General features: G+C 54.7%; 10 protein-coding genes. 3 read left to right on the top strand and 7 right to left on the bottom strand.

What is annotated here, in order from left to right:
• The first annotated feature begins 205 nt into the window (after window positions 1–205).
• Both SH139x_RS00740 and SH139x_RS00735 read left to right on the top strand, forming a co-directional pair.
• Entirely contained in the window at window positions 206–3,178 is a 2,973-nt protein-coding gene (locus tag SH139x_RS00740) for a DUF1553 domain-containing protein (protein ID WP_488353381.1), read from the top strand.
• 51 nt (window positions 3,179–3,229) lie between these two features.
• A complete protein-coding gene (locus tag SH139x_RS00735; protein ID WP_488353380.1) occupies window positions 3,230–4,699 on the top strand; it encodes a DUF1501 domain-containing protein in 1,470 nt (489 codons plus the stop codon).
• Between the two features lie 138 nt (window positions 4,700–4,837).
• Here SH139x_RS00735 and SH139x_RS00730 read toward each other — a convergent pair whose 3' ends face one another.
• The 6 genes from SH139x_RS00730 to SH139x_RS00705 form a co-directional block, all read right to left on the bottom strand.
• On the bottom strand, window positions 4,838–6,328 hold the full coding sequence (locus SH139x_RS00730) for a DUF1501 domain-containing protein (protein WP_488353379.1): 1,491 nt from the start codon (window positions 6,326–6,328) through the stop codon (window positions 4,838–4,840).
• Window positions 6,329–6,352: 24 nt separating this feature from the next.
• On the bottom strand, window positions 6,353–8,998 hold the full coding sequence (locus SH139x_RS00725; RefSeq protein WP_488353378.1) for a PSD1 and planctomycete cytochrome C domain-containing protein: 2,646 nt from the start codon (window positions 8,996–8,998) through the stop codon (window positions 6,353–6,355).
• Window positions 8,999–9,250: 252 nt separating this feature from the next.
• Entirely contained in the window at window positions 9,251–10,564 is a 1,314-nt protein-coding gene (locus tag SH139x_RS00720; RefSeq protein WP_488353377.1) for a B12-binding domain-containing radical SAM protein, read from the bottom strand.
• Window positions 10,565–10,566: 2 nt separating this feature from the next.
• Window positions 10,567–10,965: a hypothetical protein gene (locus SH139x_RS00715; RefSeq protein WP_488353376.1), complete on the bottom strand. Its 399-nt coding sequence runs from the start codon at window positions 10,963–10,965 to the stop codon at window positions 10,567–10,569.
• Window positions 10,966–11,039: 74 nt separating this feature from the next.
• A complete protein-coding gene (locus tag SH139x_RS00710) occupies window positions 11,040–11,300 on the bottom strand; it encodes a PDZ domain-containing protein (RefSeq protein ID WP_488356130.1) in 261 nt (86 codons plus the stop codon).
• Between the two features lie 139 nt (window positions 11,301–11,439).
• Window positions 11,440–14,787 carry a hypothetical protein gene (locus tag SH139x_RS00705; protein ID WP_488353375.1) on the bottom strand — a complete coding sequence of 1,116 codons (3,348 nt, stop codon included), beginning with the start codon at window positions 14,785–14,787 and terminating at the stop codon, window positions 11,440–11,442.
• A 242-nt stretch (window positions 14,788–15,029) separates the two neighbouring features.
• Here SH139x_RS00705 and SH139x_RS00700 point away from each other — a divergent pair, with 242 nt between their 5' ends.
• Window positions 15,030–15,599: a sigma-70 family RNA polymerase sigma factor gene (locus SH139x_RS00700; RefSeq protein ID WP_488353374.1), complete on the top strand. Its 570-nt coding sequence runs from the start codon at window positions 15,030–15,032 to the stop codon at window positions 15,597–15,599.
• A gap of 18 nt (window positions 15,600–15,617) precedes the next feature.
• Here SH139x_RS00700 and SH139x_RS00695 read toward each other — a convergent pair whose 3' ends face one another.
• Complete coding sequence (locus SH139x_RS00695) at window positions 15,618–16,439, bottom strand: SHD1 domain-containing protein (RefSeq protein WP_488353373.1); 822 nt, start codon at window positions 16,437–16,439, stop codon at window positions 15,618–15,620.

Genomic DNA, 16,439 nt, shown 5'->3' with positions numbered 1-16,439 from the left:
CTAGTCTTCAGTATAGCGCAGCGAAAAGCGTTTGCGCAAGACTGCCTTATCGGATAAGATATACAGAGAGCTCCCGCGGTGCTAAGCAGCCTTGGCGTTCCCCCCGAGTGCGACCGCGAGCACAATCTACCCATCCGTATCGCCGCTCGCTCGCATTGTTGTCGATCAGCGAGCGTCCCGCCCTCCGAATGAGAAAAGATCCTCCATGCCTGATCCACTTCGATCTATCGAGGATACGCCACTCACAGCCATGATTATGTTCGCGAAACAAGTTCTGGCCCTGCCCTGCTTCTTGCTGCTGTTGGTACTAATCCAGTCGCTGGAAAATTCAGAGGCGATTGCCGGGCCGCTGGATGATGCCGAACAGGAGGAGTTCTTTGAAGCAAAGGTCCGTCCGCTACTCGTGGAACACTGCATCGATTGCCACGGCAGCGATGAACAAGACGGCGAACTGCGTCTTGATCACCGCGCCGGCTTTATCAGCGGTGGAGGGTCGGGACCAGTCGTTATCGCCGGCAAACCAGCGGACAGCAACTTGATTCGTGCGATCGGATACGCGGACCTTTCTTTACAAATGCCACCTGATGGGAAACTGTCCGATGAAGCAATTGCCATTCTGACAAAATGGGTCGAAAGTGGCGCCTATTGGCCGGAGGAAGCAGACTCTGCCGCCAAAGTGTCGCCAAAATCGCCGGCCGAGCAAATTGCTGAAATGCGTGAATCGCACTGGGCGTATCGCCCCATCGAAGCACGTCAACCTCCGGAGATAAACGAACCTTCCAGCGGCAACAGCGAAACTACGACAGAGAGCGAATCGCAAACCCAGCCGGTTGATCGGTTTATTCTGGCGAAAGTGCAGGAAGCAGGTTTAACCCCCAGCGCCCCCGCCGATCGTCGCACCTTAATCCATCGAGCGTACTTTACCCTGCTTGGTTTGCCCCCTAGCTACGAAGAAGTGCAAGCCTTCATTGCAGACCAATCTCCCGATGCCTTTGCCAAGTTGATAGATCGCTTGTTAGACAGCCCCCACTACGGCGAACGGTGGGCGAGGCACTGGATGGATATCGCTCGCTTCGCCGAGACCACCGGCTACCAACCGGGAAATCGCGAGACTCGCTATCCTTACGCATTTACGTACCGCGACTATTTGATCAACGCTTTTAATACCGATAAACCTTTCAATGAGTTTATCATTGAGCAATTGGCGGCCGATCAACTCGATTTACCAGCAGACAATAAACAGGCGTTGGCCGCGATGGGATTTCTCACCGTGGGTCGCCGCTTTATGAATCGTCAACATGACATCATTGATGATCGCATCGACGTGGTGACCCGGGGCTTCTTAGGCATGACGGTCACGTGCGCCCGCTGTCACGACCACAAGTATGATCCTATTCCCACCGCAGACTATTATTCTTTATATGGCGTTTTTGCCAGCTCCGAAGAACCGGGCGAGCTTCCCCTGCTGGGAGAGCCGACCCCTTCGACTGAATATGACCAATTCCTGGCCGAACAGGCAAAACAACAAGCGGTCGTTGACAAGTGGGTCGAGGAAACAGGCCACAGCACGGCGGAAGAATTGCGTTCGCGAGTCGCCGATTATTTAATCTACATTGCTCGCACCTTACCTCAATACCCGAAAGAAGATGTAAAATTCGTAGGCAAGCGGGGAGCGTTGAGAAGGCCAGCTGTACAACGTTGGCAACAGTATCTAGCGAAACCCCAAGAGTCCACTCCGCCCGTATGGCATTTGCTGCACTACTTGGCGACCCTCCCGGCCGACGAATTCCCCGCGCAATCCAAGCAGCTTTGGGAAAAATTGGCGACGGATGAGATCGGCGACCATCCCTTGCTGAAATCCTTAAACCCGCGAATCGTAACGGCACTCAAAGACAATCCCCCGCAAACAATCGTGGAAGTTGCCGAACGAATTGGTATTGAATTTGAAGCGGTCTGGAACGAATGGACGCAAGCGAAAGAGGCCGACCCATCGATCGACAAATTGGCCGACGAAACTGCCGAAGCGATGCGTCAGCACCTCCTAGCCGCCGATGCGCCAACCACGCTCGATCAAAATCAAAGCATCGCCCACTTGGATCAAGCGGAGCGAAACAAATACAACTCATTAGTAAATCAAGTGAAAGGGATCGAAGTTACCCATCCCGGCGCGCCGTCGCGGGGCATGGTATTAGTCAACAAGAGCACTCCGCATGAACCGGTGATCTTTCGACGTGGCCAGCCTGGCAACCGAGGCGACCGCGTACCCCGCCGCTTTCCACAAGTGCTTTCGCATGTCGACGGAGGCGAACCGTTTAAGCATGGTAGCGGCCGCTTGGAGTTAGCCCGAGCAATCGCTCATCCCGACAACCCACTTACCGCACGAGTGATTGTCAACCGTGTCTGGCAGCACCAGTTCGGCGCGGGGCTAGTTCGCACGGCCAGCGACTTTGGCACGCGAGGCGAAGCACCCACGCATCCGGAATTACTCGACTATCTGGCGGACGAATTTATTCGCGATGGCTGGTCGATTAAGCGGCTACAAAAACGCTTGATGCTTTCCGCCACTTGGCAGCAAGCAAGTGCATTGCGCGATGGCGCGCTGCAAACCGATCCCGAGAACCGCTTGCTCTGGCACATGCCTCGTCGCCGGATGGAATTTGAGCCGCTGCGAGATCGCCTGTTGTTCGCCGCCGGAACCTTGGATACTCACATCGGAGGTCGCTCGGTGATGATCCACCAGGGTGCGAAGCGACGTGGACTCTACGCCTATGTTGACCGCGAGGATATTCCCAGCTTGCTGGCGAGCTTTGATTTGCCCAGCCCCGATGCCAGCCAAGCCATTCGCGCGGAAACCACCGTGCCGCAACAAGCACTTTACCTGATGAATTCGCAGTTCGTGATCGAACAGGCGCGAGCCTTGTCCGCGCGAAGTGCGGAAGTGCAGAAAGCCCACGACGCGGCGGCCGACTCTGCCCCCAACGCGACTAGAGTCCGTGCCCTTTATCGATTTGCCCTGGCGCGTGAGCCCAACCAAAGCGAACTGGATGATGCATTGGCGTTTGTCAATGACCAACCCGACGGCGACGCGGCTGTCGAGGATCCCCAGCAACCCCTTGACCCCTGGGTCCAATTAGCCCAAGTCTTGCTGCTCTGCAACGAATTCGCCTTCGTTGACTGATCCGCCGCATGACGCCCCGCCTATCCATTGCTTAAGCTGAAAGTCATACCGATGCACTCTCGAGATTCACAACATCTCACCACGCAAATTGGCCACTTAAACCGCCTGCCAGCCTCCCGCCGCGAATTCCTTCGCCGCAGCGGCATCGGTCTCGGCACGCTGGGGCTTGCCGGACTGTTCGCAGACGAATCGAATCAAGCTCAGGCGAACTCGAATACAAATCCGATGCGCCCCAAAGTACCTCATTTCGCGGCGCGGGCAAAATCTGTCATTCATATATTTCTCAATGGCGGCCCCTCTCAAGTCGATACCTTCGATCCCAAGCCCGCGCTCGACAAGTATCACGGCCAACCGATCCCGTTGGATCTGAGAACCGAACGGGAAACCGGAGCAGCCTACCGGTCTCCGTTCAAGTTTAGCCGCTACGGGGAAAGCGGAATTGAGGTCAGCGAGCTCTTTTCTCACGTCGGTGAGATGATCGACGATGTCTGCGTGATTCGCTCAATGCACGCAAATGTCCCCAACCACGAACCCTCGCTCATGTTGATGAACTGTGGGGATTCCCAATTTGTGCGACCGGCGGTCGGCTCTTGGGTTACCTATGGTTTGGGAAGTGAGAATCAAAATCTCCCCGGCTTCATCGCCATGTCTCCGAGCGGCTATCCGATCAAGGGTGCGGAGAACTGGCAGGCCGGTTTTCTGCCGGGCGCTTATCAAGGAACCTACATCAATACCAAGCATCAGGAAATTGAAAAACTAATATCCAACATTCGCAACACGGCCGGCTTGGGGAAACAAGATCAACGTCGACAACTGGATTTGTTGAAGAAAATCAATCAACGGCACCAAGAAGTGCGGCAACAAGAGGCTCAATTAGAATCGCGAGTGCAGAGCTTTGAACTGGCGTATCGAATGCAAATGGAAGCCAGTGACGCGTTCGACATCTCGCAGGAACCCCAGTCGATTCGGGAAATGTATGGAGACACGGCTCAAGCAAAACAGATTCTGATTGCCCGACGGTTGGTCGAACGAGGTGTTCGCTATATTCAACTTTGGCACGGTGGCGGCCAACCTTGGGACAGCCACGACCACATTGAAAAGAATCATCGCCGGCTGGCGGGCGAATGCTCACAAGCGATCGGCGCGCTGCTAAAGGATCTCAAACAACGCGGTTTACTGGAAGATACCCTCGTGGTTTGGGGCGGTGAGTTCGGTCGCACACCCACTGTCGAACTGCCCAAAGCGGGCGCGAATGCGGGCACCATCAGCGGCCGCGATCACAATCACTATGGCTTTACCATGTGGCTGGCCGGTGGCGGTGTCAAAGGGGGATATGTCCATGGTGCGACCGACGAATTTGGTTTCCAAGCGGTTGAGAATCGTGTCCATGTGCACGATCTGCACGCCACAATCTTACACTTGCTGGGGTTCGACCACGAACGGCTCACCTATCGCTATGCCGGTCGAGACTTCCGTTTGACCGATGTGCACGGGCGCGTGGTGCATGATTTGATTGCCTAAGCACCAGTCATTGGCAACGTCAAAGGATGCTCCCAAGATTATGCATAGAAAAGGTCATCAGCTGCTGCGGATGATATGCGAGTTTGGGCAGCGAAAGGGAACGATCATTCGCCCCGTCCTTACGACAGTATCTTGCCCTCACGCCAGTATCTTGTTAACAACCTGGGCTTGTGGATTTTCCACCAACGCCAATGAGCGACTGCCGACGCGATAGCTTAATTGCTGGTGGTCGAGCCCAAATAAATGCAGGACCGTGGCCAGCCAATCGTGATTCGTAACCACGTCAGTCACCGCGTGGTGGGAAAACTCATCGGTTTCACCATGCACATAACCTTGCTTAATCCCACCGCCGGCAACCCACATGCTGAAACCGTAAGTATTGTGATCGCGACCGACGCGCTCGGTGCCGTCGGTACCCACGGGAACTTGAATCGTTGGTAAACGGCCCATTTCGCCACCCCAGTGCACCAGTGTCGTATCCAATAACCCGCGCCGCTTGAGGTCCTGCACAAGCGCCGCCGCGGGACGATCAATCTCTTGACAACGCTTTGGCAGCTCGGTGGTAATCGAAGAGTGATGATCCCAGCTTTGTCCGTTATTAAAAATCTGCACAAAGCGCACTCCCCGTTCCACCAATCGCCTGGCGATTAGACAGCGGGTACCGTAATCCCGGGTGACATCCTGATCAATGCCGTACATCCGTTGGGTTTCGGCCGTTTCACCGGAGATATCGAACGCCTCGCGGGCGGAAGATTGCATTTTAGCAGCCAGCCCATAAGTAGCCATCCGCGCAAGCAGTTCGTCTTCACCCGGAAATTGCTCCGCGTGAGTGCGATTGAATTGCTCGAGCAACTCCAGCTGATTCCGCTGAGCAGCCCCTTTGAGATGCACGGGCGGTTCCAAATTAAACATCCGCGGCTCTTGCGGGCGAACCACCGTACCTTGGTAGAGTGAAGGTAGACCGCCATTGGTCCAGCTGTCACCACCCACGATCGGCAATCCCCAAGGGTGCGTCAGCGCGACGTAAGCAGGTAAATTCTGCGACTCGCTTCCCAGCGCATAGGTCAACCAACTGCCGAGCGTTGCACGGCCGCCAACTCCGGCCCCCGAGTTCATCGCATAAAATCCGGGAAAGTGATTATTCACGGCCGAATGCATGGAGCGAATCAAGGTAATATCATCAGCCACCGTGCCCAGGTTTGGCATCAAATCGGAAATCTCCATACCGCACTGGCCGCGGGGCCGGAACGTCCACTGGGGACCCATGATTTGCCGACTGGCCTGAGCGGCGTTATCAAATTTGATGTCGCCCTCAAATTGCTCACCGTTCCGCTTCGTCAGCTCCGGCTTGGGATCAAACAAATCGATTTGACTAGGACCCCCCATCATAAACATCGAAATCATCGCGGTCGCCCGCGGCGGTCGTGGCGGTTGCTTCGGCAACAAATCGTGGACCTCCGGTTCCAGCAAAGGCTTGGGAGGCGGATCGGCGGCTAGCAATCTATCTTGGTTGAGTAACCATGCTGCTCCGAGCGCGCCGAGTCCATAGCTACTGGACTGGATCAAGTGACGTCGGGAACAGAGTCCCGTTACTGGGCGGGCTGAATAATGTTTGGGTCGTTGATTCATGGTTCGTTCCAGACGACGGGGCAATTACTGAATGTACAGGAATCGATTGGAGGAGATAAACACTTGGCAGAGACTCGCCAACGCGCGAATCTCAGCAGCCGCAGGATTTTCTTTCAACTTCGCCTGCCATGCAGGCGTGGCATCGGCCCGCAACACATCTGCCTGCTTCTCAAGAAATACCTCACAATCGGCCAATTCGTGCCGAGTTGGCGGGGTGGCAAAACAAGCTTCAAAGGCGGCTTCAACGCGTGCGGTGACCGACGACGCTTGGCCCCAAAGTTGTTCCGCCATGGCTTCCGTAGTGGCGACAATAAAAGGATCGTTCATAAACAACAGTGCTTGGGGAGCTACCGTCGAAGCATCGCGACGCTGACAATTGGGCTTCATCTCCGGAAGATCAAAAGTCTGTAAAATATTGAGCGGCATCGATCGTTGATTGGAGATATAAATACTGCGTCGCTTGGCTTGCCCGCCAACCTCTTCGATTCCCGCAAAGAGTCCGTCGCGGAGCAGACGGTTACCGATCACCGCTTTACCTTCCCCGTCTTCGGCAACAGGGACGCTGGGGCCATCCATTTGATCGTTCAATTGACCACTGATCAAAAGAATGGCGTCCCGCACCGACTCAGCGTCCAAACGTCGCAAATTCATGTGACTCAACAACGTGTTGTCGGGATCATCCCCCATCGAGTCGCTAGCTTGCGTGGCGGAAGCTTGTTGATAAGTTCGCGACATCAAGATTTGTTTCTGCAAACGCTTGATGCTCCAGCCGCTGGCGACAAATTCACTAGCCAGCCAATCTAACAATCGCGGGTGCGAAGGAAGTTCACCGTTGAGTCCAAAATCACCGGGCGTGGCCACCAAGCCGCGCCCAAAGTGGTGCATCCAAATGCGATTGACCATCACGCGAGCAACCGTGGGATGCGTACCGTCGGTCAATTGTTGGGCGTAGGCCAAACGGCGACCAGTCGTTAACAGTGCTGGGGCCGCCTGTCTGTTGGGAAGCTCGCTCGTGGAGATCTGATCGTGATCGCGTTGCGACACCAACACGGTCAACTCTCCAGGCTGCACGACCTCGGTTGGCGATTCAGGACTGCCGCGAAAAAAGACGCGACTCTCTGGAATTGTTTCGCCCGATTCCTGGACAGCCATAATCAAACGTTGCAAGGGCTTCGTTTTGCGAATTTCGGCAACTTGTTTTTCTTCTTCCTGAAAACCCCGATAGGCGGGCGTGTCATACTCGATCAACTGACCCACGATCCAATCGATGGTCCGCACCTTGGGGAATTGATCGAGCAAAGCCTTTTGTTCCGCGGTCTGTTCGGCGGGCTTGGTCTGCACAGCAGTTCGCACCGCATCGCGGAGCTCGGCGGGCACTTTCTCAATTTCTCGATCCTGAATCGTCTGACAGTGTTCGCGACGCCGACGTGTGATATCCGCTTGCAACGCCACCGCTCGGGCCTCGATCTCGGCAGCACGCTCACGTGTGGCATCGTCTGTGAGATCGACGAGCCGTTGCTGGGGCTTTCTCCATTGCTGCAGAGGAAAAGCGGGATCGAACACGGCTCGCAAACGATAGTAATCTTCGATTGCAATCGGATCGTAGCGATGATCATGGCACTGTGCACAGCCAACGGTTAACCCCAGAATCGAAGTTCCCACCACGTCGATCATGTCGGCAACCGCCTGGTTGCGATCGAGCAAGGAATCGTCGGTTTGCGTGACGTCGGGCGCCATTCGCAACATACCAGTGGCCGCCAGCAAACTCACATGCTGGGGATTATTGCCATCTGGCGTGCCCGCAATCAGCTCGTCTCCGGCCAATTGCTCGACGACAAATTCATCATAGGGTTTGTCATGATTAAAGGCGTTGATCACATAGTCGCGATAGTGCCAAGCATGGGGGCGAGGTTGATCTCTCATTAGATTCCCGTCGCTTTCAGCATAACCAACGACATCCAACCAATGCCGCGCCCAACGCACGCCATAACGGGGCGATGCCAGCAGACGATCCACCAATCGCTCATATGCGTTAGGTTTATCATCGGCCAAGAAAGCGGCGACGTCTCGCGGTGTTGGTGGCAAGCCATGCAAGTCAAACGTCAGCCGGCGAATAAGAGTCCGGCGATCGGCGGCCACAGAGAAATCGAGTCCGGCAGTCCGCAAACGATCTGCTACAAAGGTATCGAGTTGGGTGAGTTGCTGATTCTCACCCGCCAGCGGTGCAGCAATGGTGGTGCCTGGCGGAATGGGAGCTCTGACCGGCTGGAAAGCCCAGTGACTTAATTCCTCTTCGGTGAACTTAACCTGATCGGGATGCTCGGGTTCGGGTCGTGCGGTGACAGCTCCACCACGAACCCAATCCCGAATCACTCGCTTGTCGTGATCGCCCAACTTCGTCGCACCGGGTGGCATTTCATCGGCTTCGATGCGATCCAGCAGCAACGATTCAGCCTCGCGGCCAGCCACGATGGCTGGTCCCGACTCGCCACCGTCAAGCAACAGACGCACCAGCCGCACATCCAATTCCCCAGCCAATTCAGGCTCTTCGCCATGACACTGGAAACAGTGCGTTTTCAAAATCGGCCGCACATGCTTTTCAAAATACAACTCTTCCGGCCTATCCTCTTGGCCGGTTACCCCCGGCTCAACTGGCCGGCCGGCGCTCACTGGCGTGAGCGGATTGCAACAGCCGAACAGACAAAGAACCGAAATGACCCACAGTCGGGTCAAGCGGCTGATAAGGTGCTTGCACATTGAAAAACTGGGCGGGACCTGGGGAGGAAATTAGAGGCGGGCAACTCCTTAATTTAAGCGGTACAGCATCGACAAGCAACTAACAGCGGATTTCACTACGCTTCCCTTGCCAGCATTCGTTAGCGGCAGTCCTACCAGGAGTCACTGTGGGAGAAGGAAAAGCGGCTATCGTTTGCGAGCCGGTCGCAGGTACTTACGCCGGAAATTCTCCCGCCGCCAGGTGGTGAACGAATCGCAGTACAATCTGCGGGCCAGTTCCCGAAAGCCATCGACCAACTCTTCGCGACTCATGGGAGTGGGTTCATAAGTCAGATCAAACAGGGTGCAGCGGTGCCAAGCGTCGGGCTCCAACAATCGTCCTTCGCTGCGGAGTGTTTCATAGAGCGGCGTGCCGGGGAAAGGAGTTTGCAGCGTGATTTGCACGTCGTAAAGTTCCAGTTGCTCAGTGAATTCGTAAACACGATCAAAGATGTCTGGAGTCTGGCCGTCGAGTCCTAGAATAAAGCAACCATTGACGCGTATCCCGTGCGACTGAATGCGATGGATCGCCTCTTGGTAACGGTCCAGTTGTTGATGTTTCCAGTCGCGGCGAATTTCCAGCCCCTCCAGCCCAGTGGCGATGGGACTTTCCAGGCCAATTAGGACTTCAACACAACCCGCTTTCCGCATCAACGTCAGCAACTCCGGATCGTTGGCAACGGAGATGTCCGATTCCGTAAACCACCGCAGTCGTCGTTCGGCCAGTTGCGGTAGCAAGTCCTTCCAGTAATTCCGATTCACGAAACTGTTGTCATCGGCGAACTCAAGAAAGGGGCGCGACCACAATTCTCGCACGCGATCAATCTCCGCCAATACTCTTTCGGCGGGCTTATGCTTGTATCGCTGAGTCAGCAGGATTGAGCTGGCGCAAAAGGTGCATCGCCAAGGACAGCCGCGGGTGACTTGAATCGTAATTCGGTTATAACGCTGCATATCGAGCAGCTCAAAAGCGGGCATCGGCGCTTCGGCTAAATCAAATTCACGTGGTTGGCTGTGGTAGATTGGCTGCAGCGTCCCCGCTTCGGCATCGGCCAGCATCTCCAACCAGCAGAGTTCACCCTCACCGACCATCACGGCATCGGCATGCGCGGCCGCCTCATCCGGGAGCGCCGTCACATGCAACCCACCCATCACCACCGTGGACCCGGCGGCTCGATATTGATCGGCAATACGATAGGCGTCGCGAGCCTGAGCGGTAAACGTGGAGAGGGCTACCAGGTCGAACTGTGGCCACTGATGCACATCCTGCAATTGGTCGACCTCAAGATAGGTTACCTGATGCCGCGGGGGTGTCATACCGGCAAGAGTCAACAAGCCCAGGCTGGGCAATGAGGCGATGGTTTTGCTGCGTTCGACGAAGCCAGGCAAAGTCATACCCAGTCGCATCAGCTCTTCATCGCAGACGCGGATTCCACTCAGCGCGATCAACCCGATTCGCATGATTAACTCCCGGTGGTCACCGCCCCAAAGAGTGACACAAGCAACAGACCGACCCCGCCGAGTAGACTCACTACGGGAATAAAAAATAGCTGCCGAAACGACTTTCGCCAGGCGGAAAGATAACAAACACTCGACATTGCCACGGCTCCGACGATTAACAACGTAGATGCCACCTCCAGCGCGCGCCCCGCAAGGTTTACCTGCAGAACGGTGAATGCAAAACACAAATTCAGCAAACCGGTTCCAAAGAAGGCAATATGCCCGAGTCGAGTCATGCGTCGCGGCCAACTGCCATAACCACCGAGCCAATTCTCCCGATGAAAAAACAACCCTTGCACAGTCCCAGTGACCAGCCCAAGCAGAAACCAACACCAGGCAAAATACAAATTGTACAGAGACATACGTCTAATTTTATGATACGCGTAAAAAGAAGCGGAACGGAGAAATAATGCCAAATTAGCTCTGCATCGGTTCATCAGCGCGCCGCCATTGGAATTTCAAATTTGTAAAGCGTTCCCTGACGATTAACTTGTAAAACCGTCGTTCCGTTCCTCTCAAAAACCGCTCGCAGCAATTTAACCAACCGCGCATTTGAGCGGGGCCGCTCTCGATCCACCCTTTGTATTCTATCCTCCGCTCGCAAGCCTGCGCGAGCGGGGGGACTGGAAGGGTATACTTGCATGATACGCATCGATTCATTCGCAGTCACCAACCTTACTCCTAACACCCAATCCATTTGGCGATCCGAGTTGAGACGATTCTCCGCGGGCATCACTTGCTGCGATTCAAACGACACCTGAGAAGAACTTCGGAAACGAGCATTCCTTTTCGTCCCGCGTCTCTCTACTGAAGAAAGTTCGTTTGCCGGACCAAGATCAACCGCCGTTGTCTCCGCTTTGGTTCACCACCGCAATCGCCTCCCTCGACTCAAGCGAACGCAAGCCCACTATCTCGCCGTCAGCCGCGCGACGATTCGAGGTGTTAATCAGCATATCCACCCGTGCTTGCAACGTGGTCTCACCGAGCTCAAACTCAAGGTTCAACCGCTGAAGCCAATCCAAAAATGGAAAACGCCATGATCTAGGAGTCTCAGAAACGGTGTAGACGCTCCGGTCCTGCCAAGCAGTGCTAACCCAACTAGCTACGCCAGCATCTTGATCGTAGATGAAATCACCACCAAGGGAACAACTAACGCGCGCGCCGAGCAGATTCTCAACAACAGACCTTGCTTCCGTTGCCGGCAAATTCAACCATTGCGAAAAATCGTTGAAGAAGCTTGCATTCCCAGCAGAAACTTTACGTGCCGAGAGGTAAGTATAAGCTTGCACATACGGCTCCACTTTGGCCCCACGCAACGACCCCATACGCAGCCTCACTTGAGGAGCAGCTTCGACAAATTCCTCCCTAAGTTCACTGAAAGCGCTTTGACGTATTTGCCGATTCTCCGACACGACGGTCCAGCTATCACGCGTCTCGACGCTGCGCAAGTAATTCGCCACGTTTGCTGGCTTCAAGGACATCGATCCGAGTGCCCAACCAAGAGTAAATAACGTCTTGCTAACTGGGCCTCGACCAATCACAGGCGGAGAAACACTGCGGTGGTTGCGACGAGCCGGCGCGGAGTCCCGCTGCTTGGGGTGCATTTCAAGGGCGGACGCCAGCAGCCGAAGGACCTCGCTATTTGGCGGAGAAAGGGCGGCAAAAGCATGACTCTTGGCGTAACTCACCCGCTTACTGGCATTAAGTAACTTGACCTGTCCGTTCTCAAAGGCAAACGGTGCTTGAGCATCGCGGAGCCCTAGGTACAAGAGGTGGGACTGTGATCCTGGACGGGTGCGAACAGCCGTATCGAGACTCAAAAAATCGCCCGCTATCGGCGCCACCCGACTGGGATTGGCCGCCGCCAAGTGTCGCCTTAAAAACCTATAGCGGTTCTGCGCGTAGGGCGCAACGACAATATCTAAGTTCACCCAATCATGATCGGCGATTTCAGAATCACGACGGGAAAAGACAACCGTCACCGGGTCGACACGATTCCATTCCGAATTGTAACGCTGGATAAAACGTTGGTACGAACTTGCTTCGCTCCAGGTCACCTTATCGAGCGGAACATCCGGAACTGGCAAGAAAGCCTGCGCTGCACCGCGCAACGAATCTCGCAGCTTTCCATCCTCGATCAAGGGAATGCTCTTATCGGGCCGTCTAGCAAATTCAGGCGGCAGCAACCGCGCCTCAAGCAATTCCGCGACGGTATACGCATTCAGTTGCTCAGCTTTCGCCACCAGGCGAGCCAATTGAAGTTGCTTTAGCTCTTCCGCAGCCCGCCTGCGGCGAGTTAATTCAATGCGGTAATGCGGACTCACCAAATTTTGAAAAAACGAATCGGACAAATAAAGAAACGCGAGTGGGTCGCGTTGCACATCCGTTTTACTACGAGCGTAGCGAAACTCCTGCAGATCCCCAAGGGCCTGCTCGCCGCGACCGGCTTCAAAAAAACGACGCAACAGATGCTCAGAATTCGTTACCAAGTGATGTTTTCCATCGATCGCATAGAACGAGCGAACTCGGTTGTCGTCAGAGGCGAGCAAAGAGACGACGTGGTTATCAATCTTCACCCTGCGTTCAATCGCCCCCGGCACCCGCTTAAGCGACTGTTGCCGCATACTCTGGATTTGTTGCAGCAACTTTTCAGGTTGCCGTGCCTGAAACAGCACGCCAATCGCGGCGCCATCCTGGAAGAACGGATCACAGCCAATCAAAGCCATGTCGGAAACCAATTGATCGAACTCGGCCACCGATACCTGTTCAGAATCGAGCCCCAGTTGCAACTCCAGTTTGGCTCGCGTTTGGCGATCGAGTGATCTTGTCGCCACAATATCACTCAAACTGCCGCCCCAGCCCTGCAGAAAACGGCGAAAATAGCGATAGTTTGCGAGGCTGCCAGTGCGAACATAAAAGCACTCCGCAGGTACATGCTGGGCAATGGATTCAACCCGCGTTGAGGCGGGGACTGCGGGGACAACCAAACTCCGCAGCCTGGGCCTAGCGGGCACCGCGCGGTTGGCTTCTTCAAAAGGCCTTGAGTTGCTTAAACTAGCATCTTCCTGGATCGCCAAGTTAACCGACTCAATGCCAAACAACATACCGATGGCGCGCTCAAATTGGCCCTCCAAACCGCTGGGTTTCGCCGAATCCATTGCTTGCACGCTCGGCCAAGGCCCGGGTAACTGCAGCCGCCGCGCCAGCATTTCCAACAATGACTGCTTCAGTAACTTTTGCTCTCGATCGAGGTCTTCTGGAATCACAGAAAAGTGTTTCCACCACTCACGAAGGCGTGTGCCATGAAGCGCGGAATTTTCGTGATAGCGGATCGGCTGCCCTTGCAACTCAACACCGGCAAGCCCCGTTAATGATACCTCGGTCGGCTCGTTTCCCCGCAGTAAGAACAACGACCGCACGCGATCGACTTGGCCTTTCGATAGCCCGGTTTCGTTTTGATAAGAAATCTCAAAAGCCGTGTAATAAATACTTTGTTCGCTTGAATTTAGAAACAGCGGTTGATCTTGATGCAATGTCGGACCGAACCCCTTTTCGAATTGCAACTCAATGAGTCCAACACTGAAAGGGGTCCCCGTAACGGCCTCCACGGTAACACTTGTCAGCTTTGGCTGGGGAGGCTGCTCAGATTTCCGTTGACGATCATCACGAGCTTGAGCCTCCAACGTGTTCTTGCCCGCTTGCGGAGCCGTCGCAGGTCTCAACGCTGATTCAACCGTTGCGTCCCCCGGGTTTTGCTCCAATCGCTTGGCCAATTCACTCAGCAAGCCTTCGCGGATCTGATCTGGATCGCCAAGAGCCTGTAATTTCTCAGGCACCTTGCCACCTTGAGTAATGGCGAGCAGTTCCCGATTAGACAGCGTCCCAAAGACTCGGTAGAGTTCGCTGGTCGTTTCTACCGATTGCTGGACTGGTTGCTCGGCCTGTTGCTCGGTCCGCTGCCCTACTGGCTGTACGGCTCCGACCCGAATCGAAGCATCGCCCAAGTTGCCCTCGTCATCAGCGAAGTCTGCCAGCCTGGCTGAGTCTGCGGGTGGTTGCTCAGCAGGTGCAGTGGTTTCCTCGCCGTCCCGCAGTAAGACCGCTGTAAGGACAGAAACTATTGGGATAAAACAACCAACCATCAGATACCGCCGCAGTAACTGACTCGAATCGATTTTCATCATTGATCTCCACAGACGGTGCAAGACGAATTAAGAACCTATCCGAAAACGCGTTAAATTACATGCTGACGAAGGCATCGCTGACGGATTGGCTGAGCCCCCTCTCAAGAGACGAAACAGCTTGTTCCCTGTTTTAATGACGTCGTTGGTTGAATCATCGAGCGCGCAAATTGGAAAAATTCGTTTCCTCTTGATGCTAGGGCGCTATCCGCCTGATCTTGGAATTCGAGGAGTAGCTTACCCCCATGACTCTTGAACCGAAGCCCGAACTCGAACACTATCGCAGTTACCTGAGATTACTGGCCGACTTGCAATTAAACCCGCGGCTGCGGGCCAAGGAAGATATCTCGGACGTTGTACAGCGGACAATGCTGCAGGCCCACCAAGCACTTAATGATTTTCGTGGCAACACGGATGCCGAGCTTCGCGGCTGGCTGAAGGTGATTTTGACCAACAACCTGACCAACCTTGCCAAATACCACTCGGCTAAAAAGCGGGATATCCGACGGGAAATCTCGATCGACCAGCAACTGCAAGAGTCCGCTGCCAGGCTCACCGAGCAACTGCCTGCCGAGATTAGTTCTCCCAGCGAAAATCTGATTTTACAAGAACGCGCCGAGCAGCTTGCTGACGCACTCGCAGGTTTATTGCAAGACGAATGCACCGCGATCGTTTTAAAACATGTCCATGACTGGAAAGTAGCTGAAATCGCTAAACATCTGGGGCGATCTCCCGAGGCCATCGCCGGCTTGCTGCGTCGAGGTCTCAAAAAGCTTCGCGAATCAATGCATGAAAAAAACAACAGGGAGCAATAGCTCGATCATTCAACAATTCTAATCCGCTAGCATCGGCCGAATATCATCCATGGGAAACGGGCTCAGCACGAAGTCTCTGGTACCCCCCCGGGGACGCACGTCAACAACGCGGTAGACGTGAGCACGTAGCAGGCGATTGGCAGGTGCGTTCGGTCTTCGATCCAGCCGTGTCTCTGGTAGTTGCTGACTAAAATCAGCTTTTAACACAACCAGATCCGGACGAGAGATCGTTCTTACATGCCAATTATTCCGAGCACCTGGAAGCTCTATGATGTGCCGATATTCAAAAAAGGAGATGCTAATTTTCCGCTCCTTCCCGACATCCGCTTTTCCAATCGAGAATTGCAAATCGTCATCGAAACGCCCAATTTGCCCAACGCGAAAATCTTTCGGCGAAATTGTGGGAACAAAGGCCGCTCCCGACTTCAATAACTCCAACCACTGGCCCAACTGCTTGATCAAACCTTTTGCTTCCCGTAAGAGCGGATGCCGAGTATCGCGTGCGCCGGACCGAAGTTGCTTTCTCAAATTCTCCAGGCGACGTTCAATACGGCGGACCTCTACCGCACGCATCGACTCCATGGCATTCCGAAATTCTCGCAAGTCCGCTGGAATCGTCGCGGCGAATTGAGGTTCTTCGATCTGTGTCCACAAATACTCTCGATCGGCCTGACAAAGGCGGTTGATGGGCACCTCAATTCGCTTTCCATCGGCCTTCTGAATCAGAATAGCCGAACCGTCGAAGCCAACCAGTGTTGCCTGCACCCGAAAGCGACCATCACTACTCGTCCAATGTCGCCCCCATGCCGGCCCGACTAACAACGACAATGTGCTCAGCAT

It is taken from the genome of Kothea flammea, from assembly GCF_052161645.1.
Classification (GTDB): domain Bacteria; phylum Planctomycetota; class Planctomycetia; order Pirellulales; family Pirellulaceae; genus Laterigemmans.
The sequence above is the reverse complement of the archived record's forward strand: the minus strand, read 5'-3'. Positions and strand labels throughout refer to the sequence as shown.

Excerpts from the sequence above, each read along its gene's own strand:
- SH139x_RS00740 (WP_488353381.1), top strand. The coding sequence starts at position 206 with ATGCCTGATCCACTTCGATCTATCGAGGATACGCCACTCACAGCCATG.
- SH139x_RS00735 (WP_488353380.1), top strand. The coding sequence starts at position 3,230 with ATGCACTCTCGAGATTCACAACATCTCACCACGCAAATTGGCCACTTA.
- SH139x_RS00730 (WP_488353379.1), bottom strand. The coding sequence starts at position 6,328 with ATGAATCAACGACCCAAACATTATTCAGCCCGCCCAGTAACGGGACTC.
- SH139x_RS00720 (WP_488353377.1), bottom strand. The coding sequence starts at position 10,564 with ATGCGAATCGGGTTGATCGCGCTGAGTGGAATCCGCGTCTGCGATGAA.
- SH139x_RS00715 (WP_488353376.1), bottom strand. The coding sequence starts at position 10,965 with ATGTCTCTGTACAATTTGTATTTTGCCTGGTGTTGGTTTCTGCTTGGG.
- SH139x_RS00710 (WP_488356130.1), bottom strand. The coding sequence starts at position 11,300 with ATGGATTGGGTGTTAGGAGTAAGGTTGGTGACTGCGAATGAATCGATG.
- SH139x_RS00705 (WP_488353375.1), bottom strand. The coding sequence starts at position 14,787 with ATGATGAAAATCGATTCGAGTCAGTTACTGCGGCGGTATCTGATGGTT.
- SH139x_RS00700 (WP_488353374.1), top strand. The coding sequence starts at position 15,030 with ATGACTCTTGAACCGAAGCCCGAACTCGAACACTATCGCAGTTACCTG.
- SH139x_RS00695 (WP_488353373.1), bottom strand. The coding sequence starts at position 16,439 with ATGCTGAGCACATTGTCGTTGTTAGTCGGGCCGGCATGGGGGCGACAT.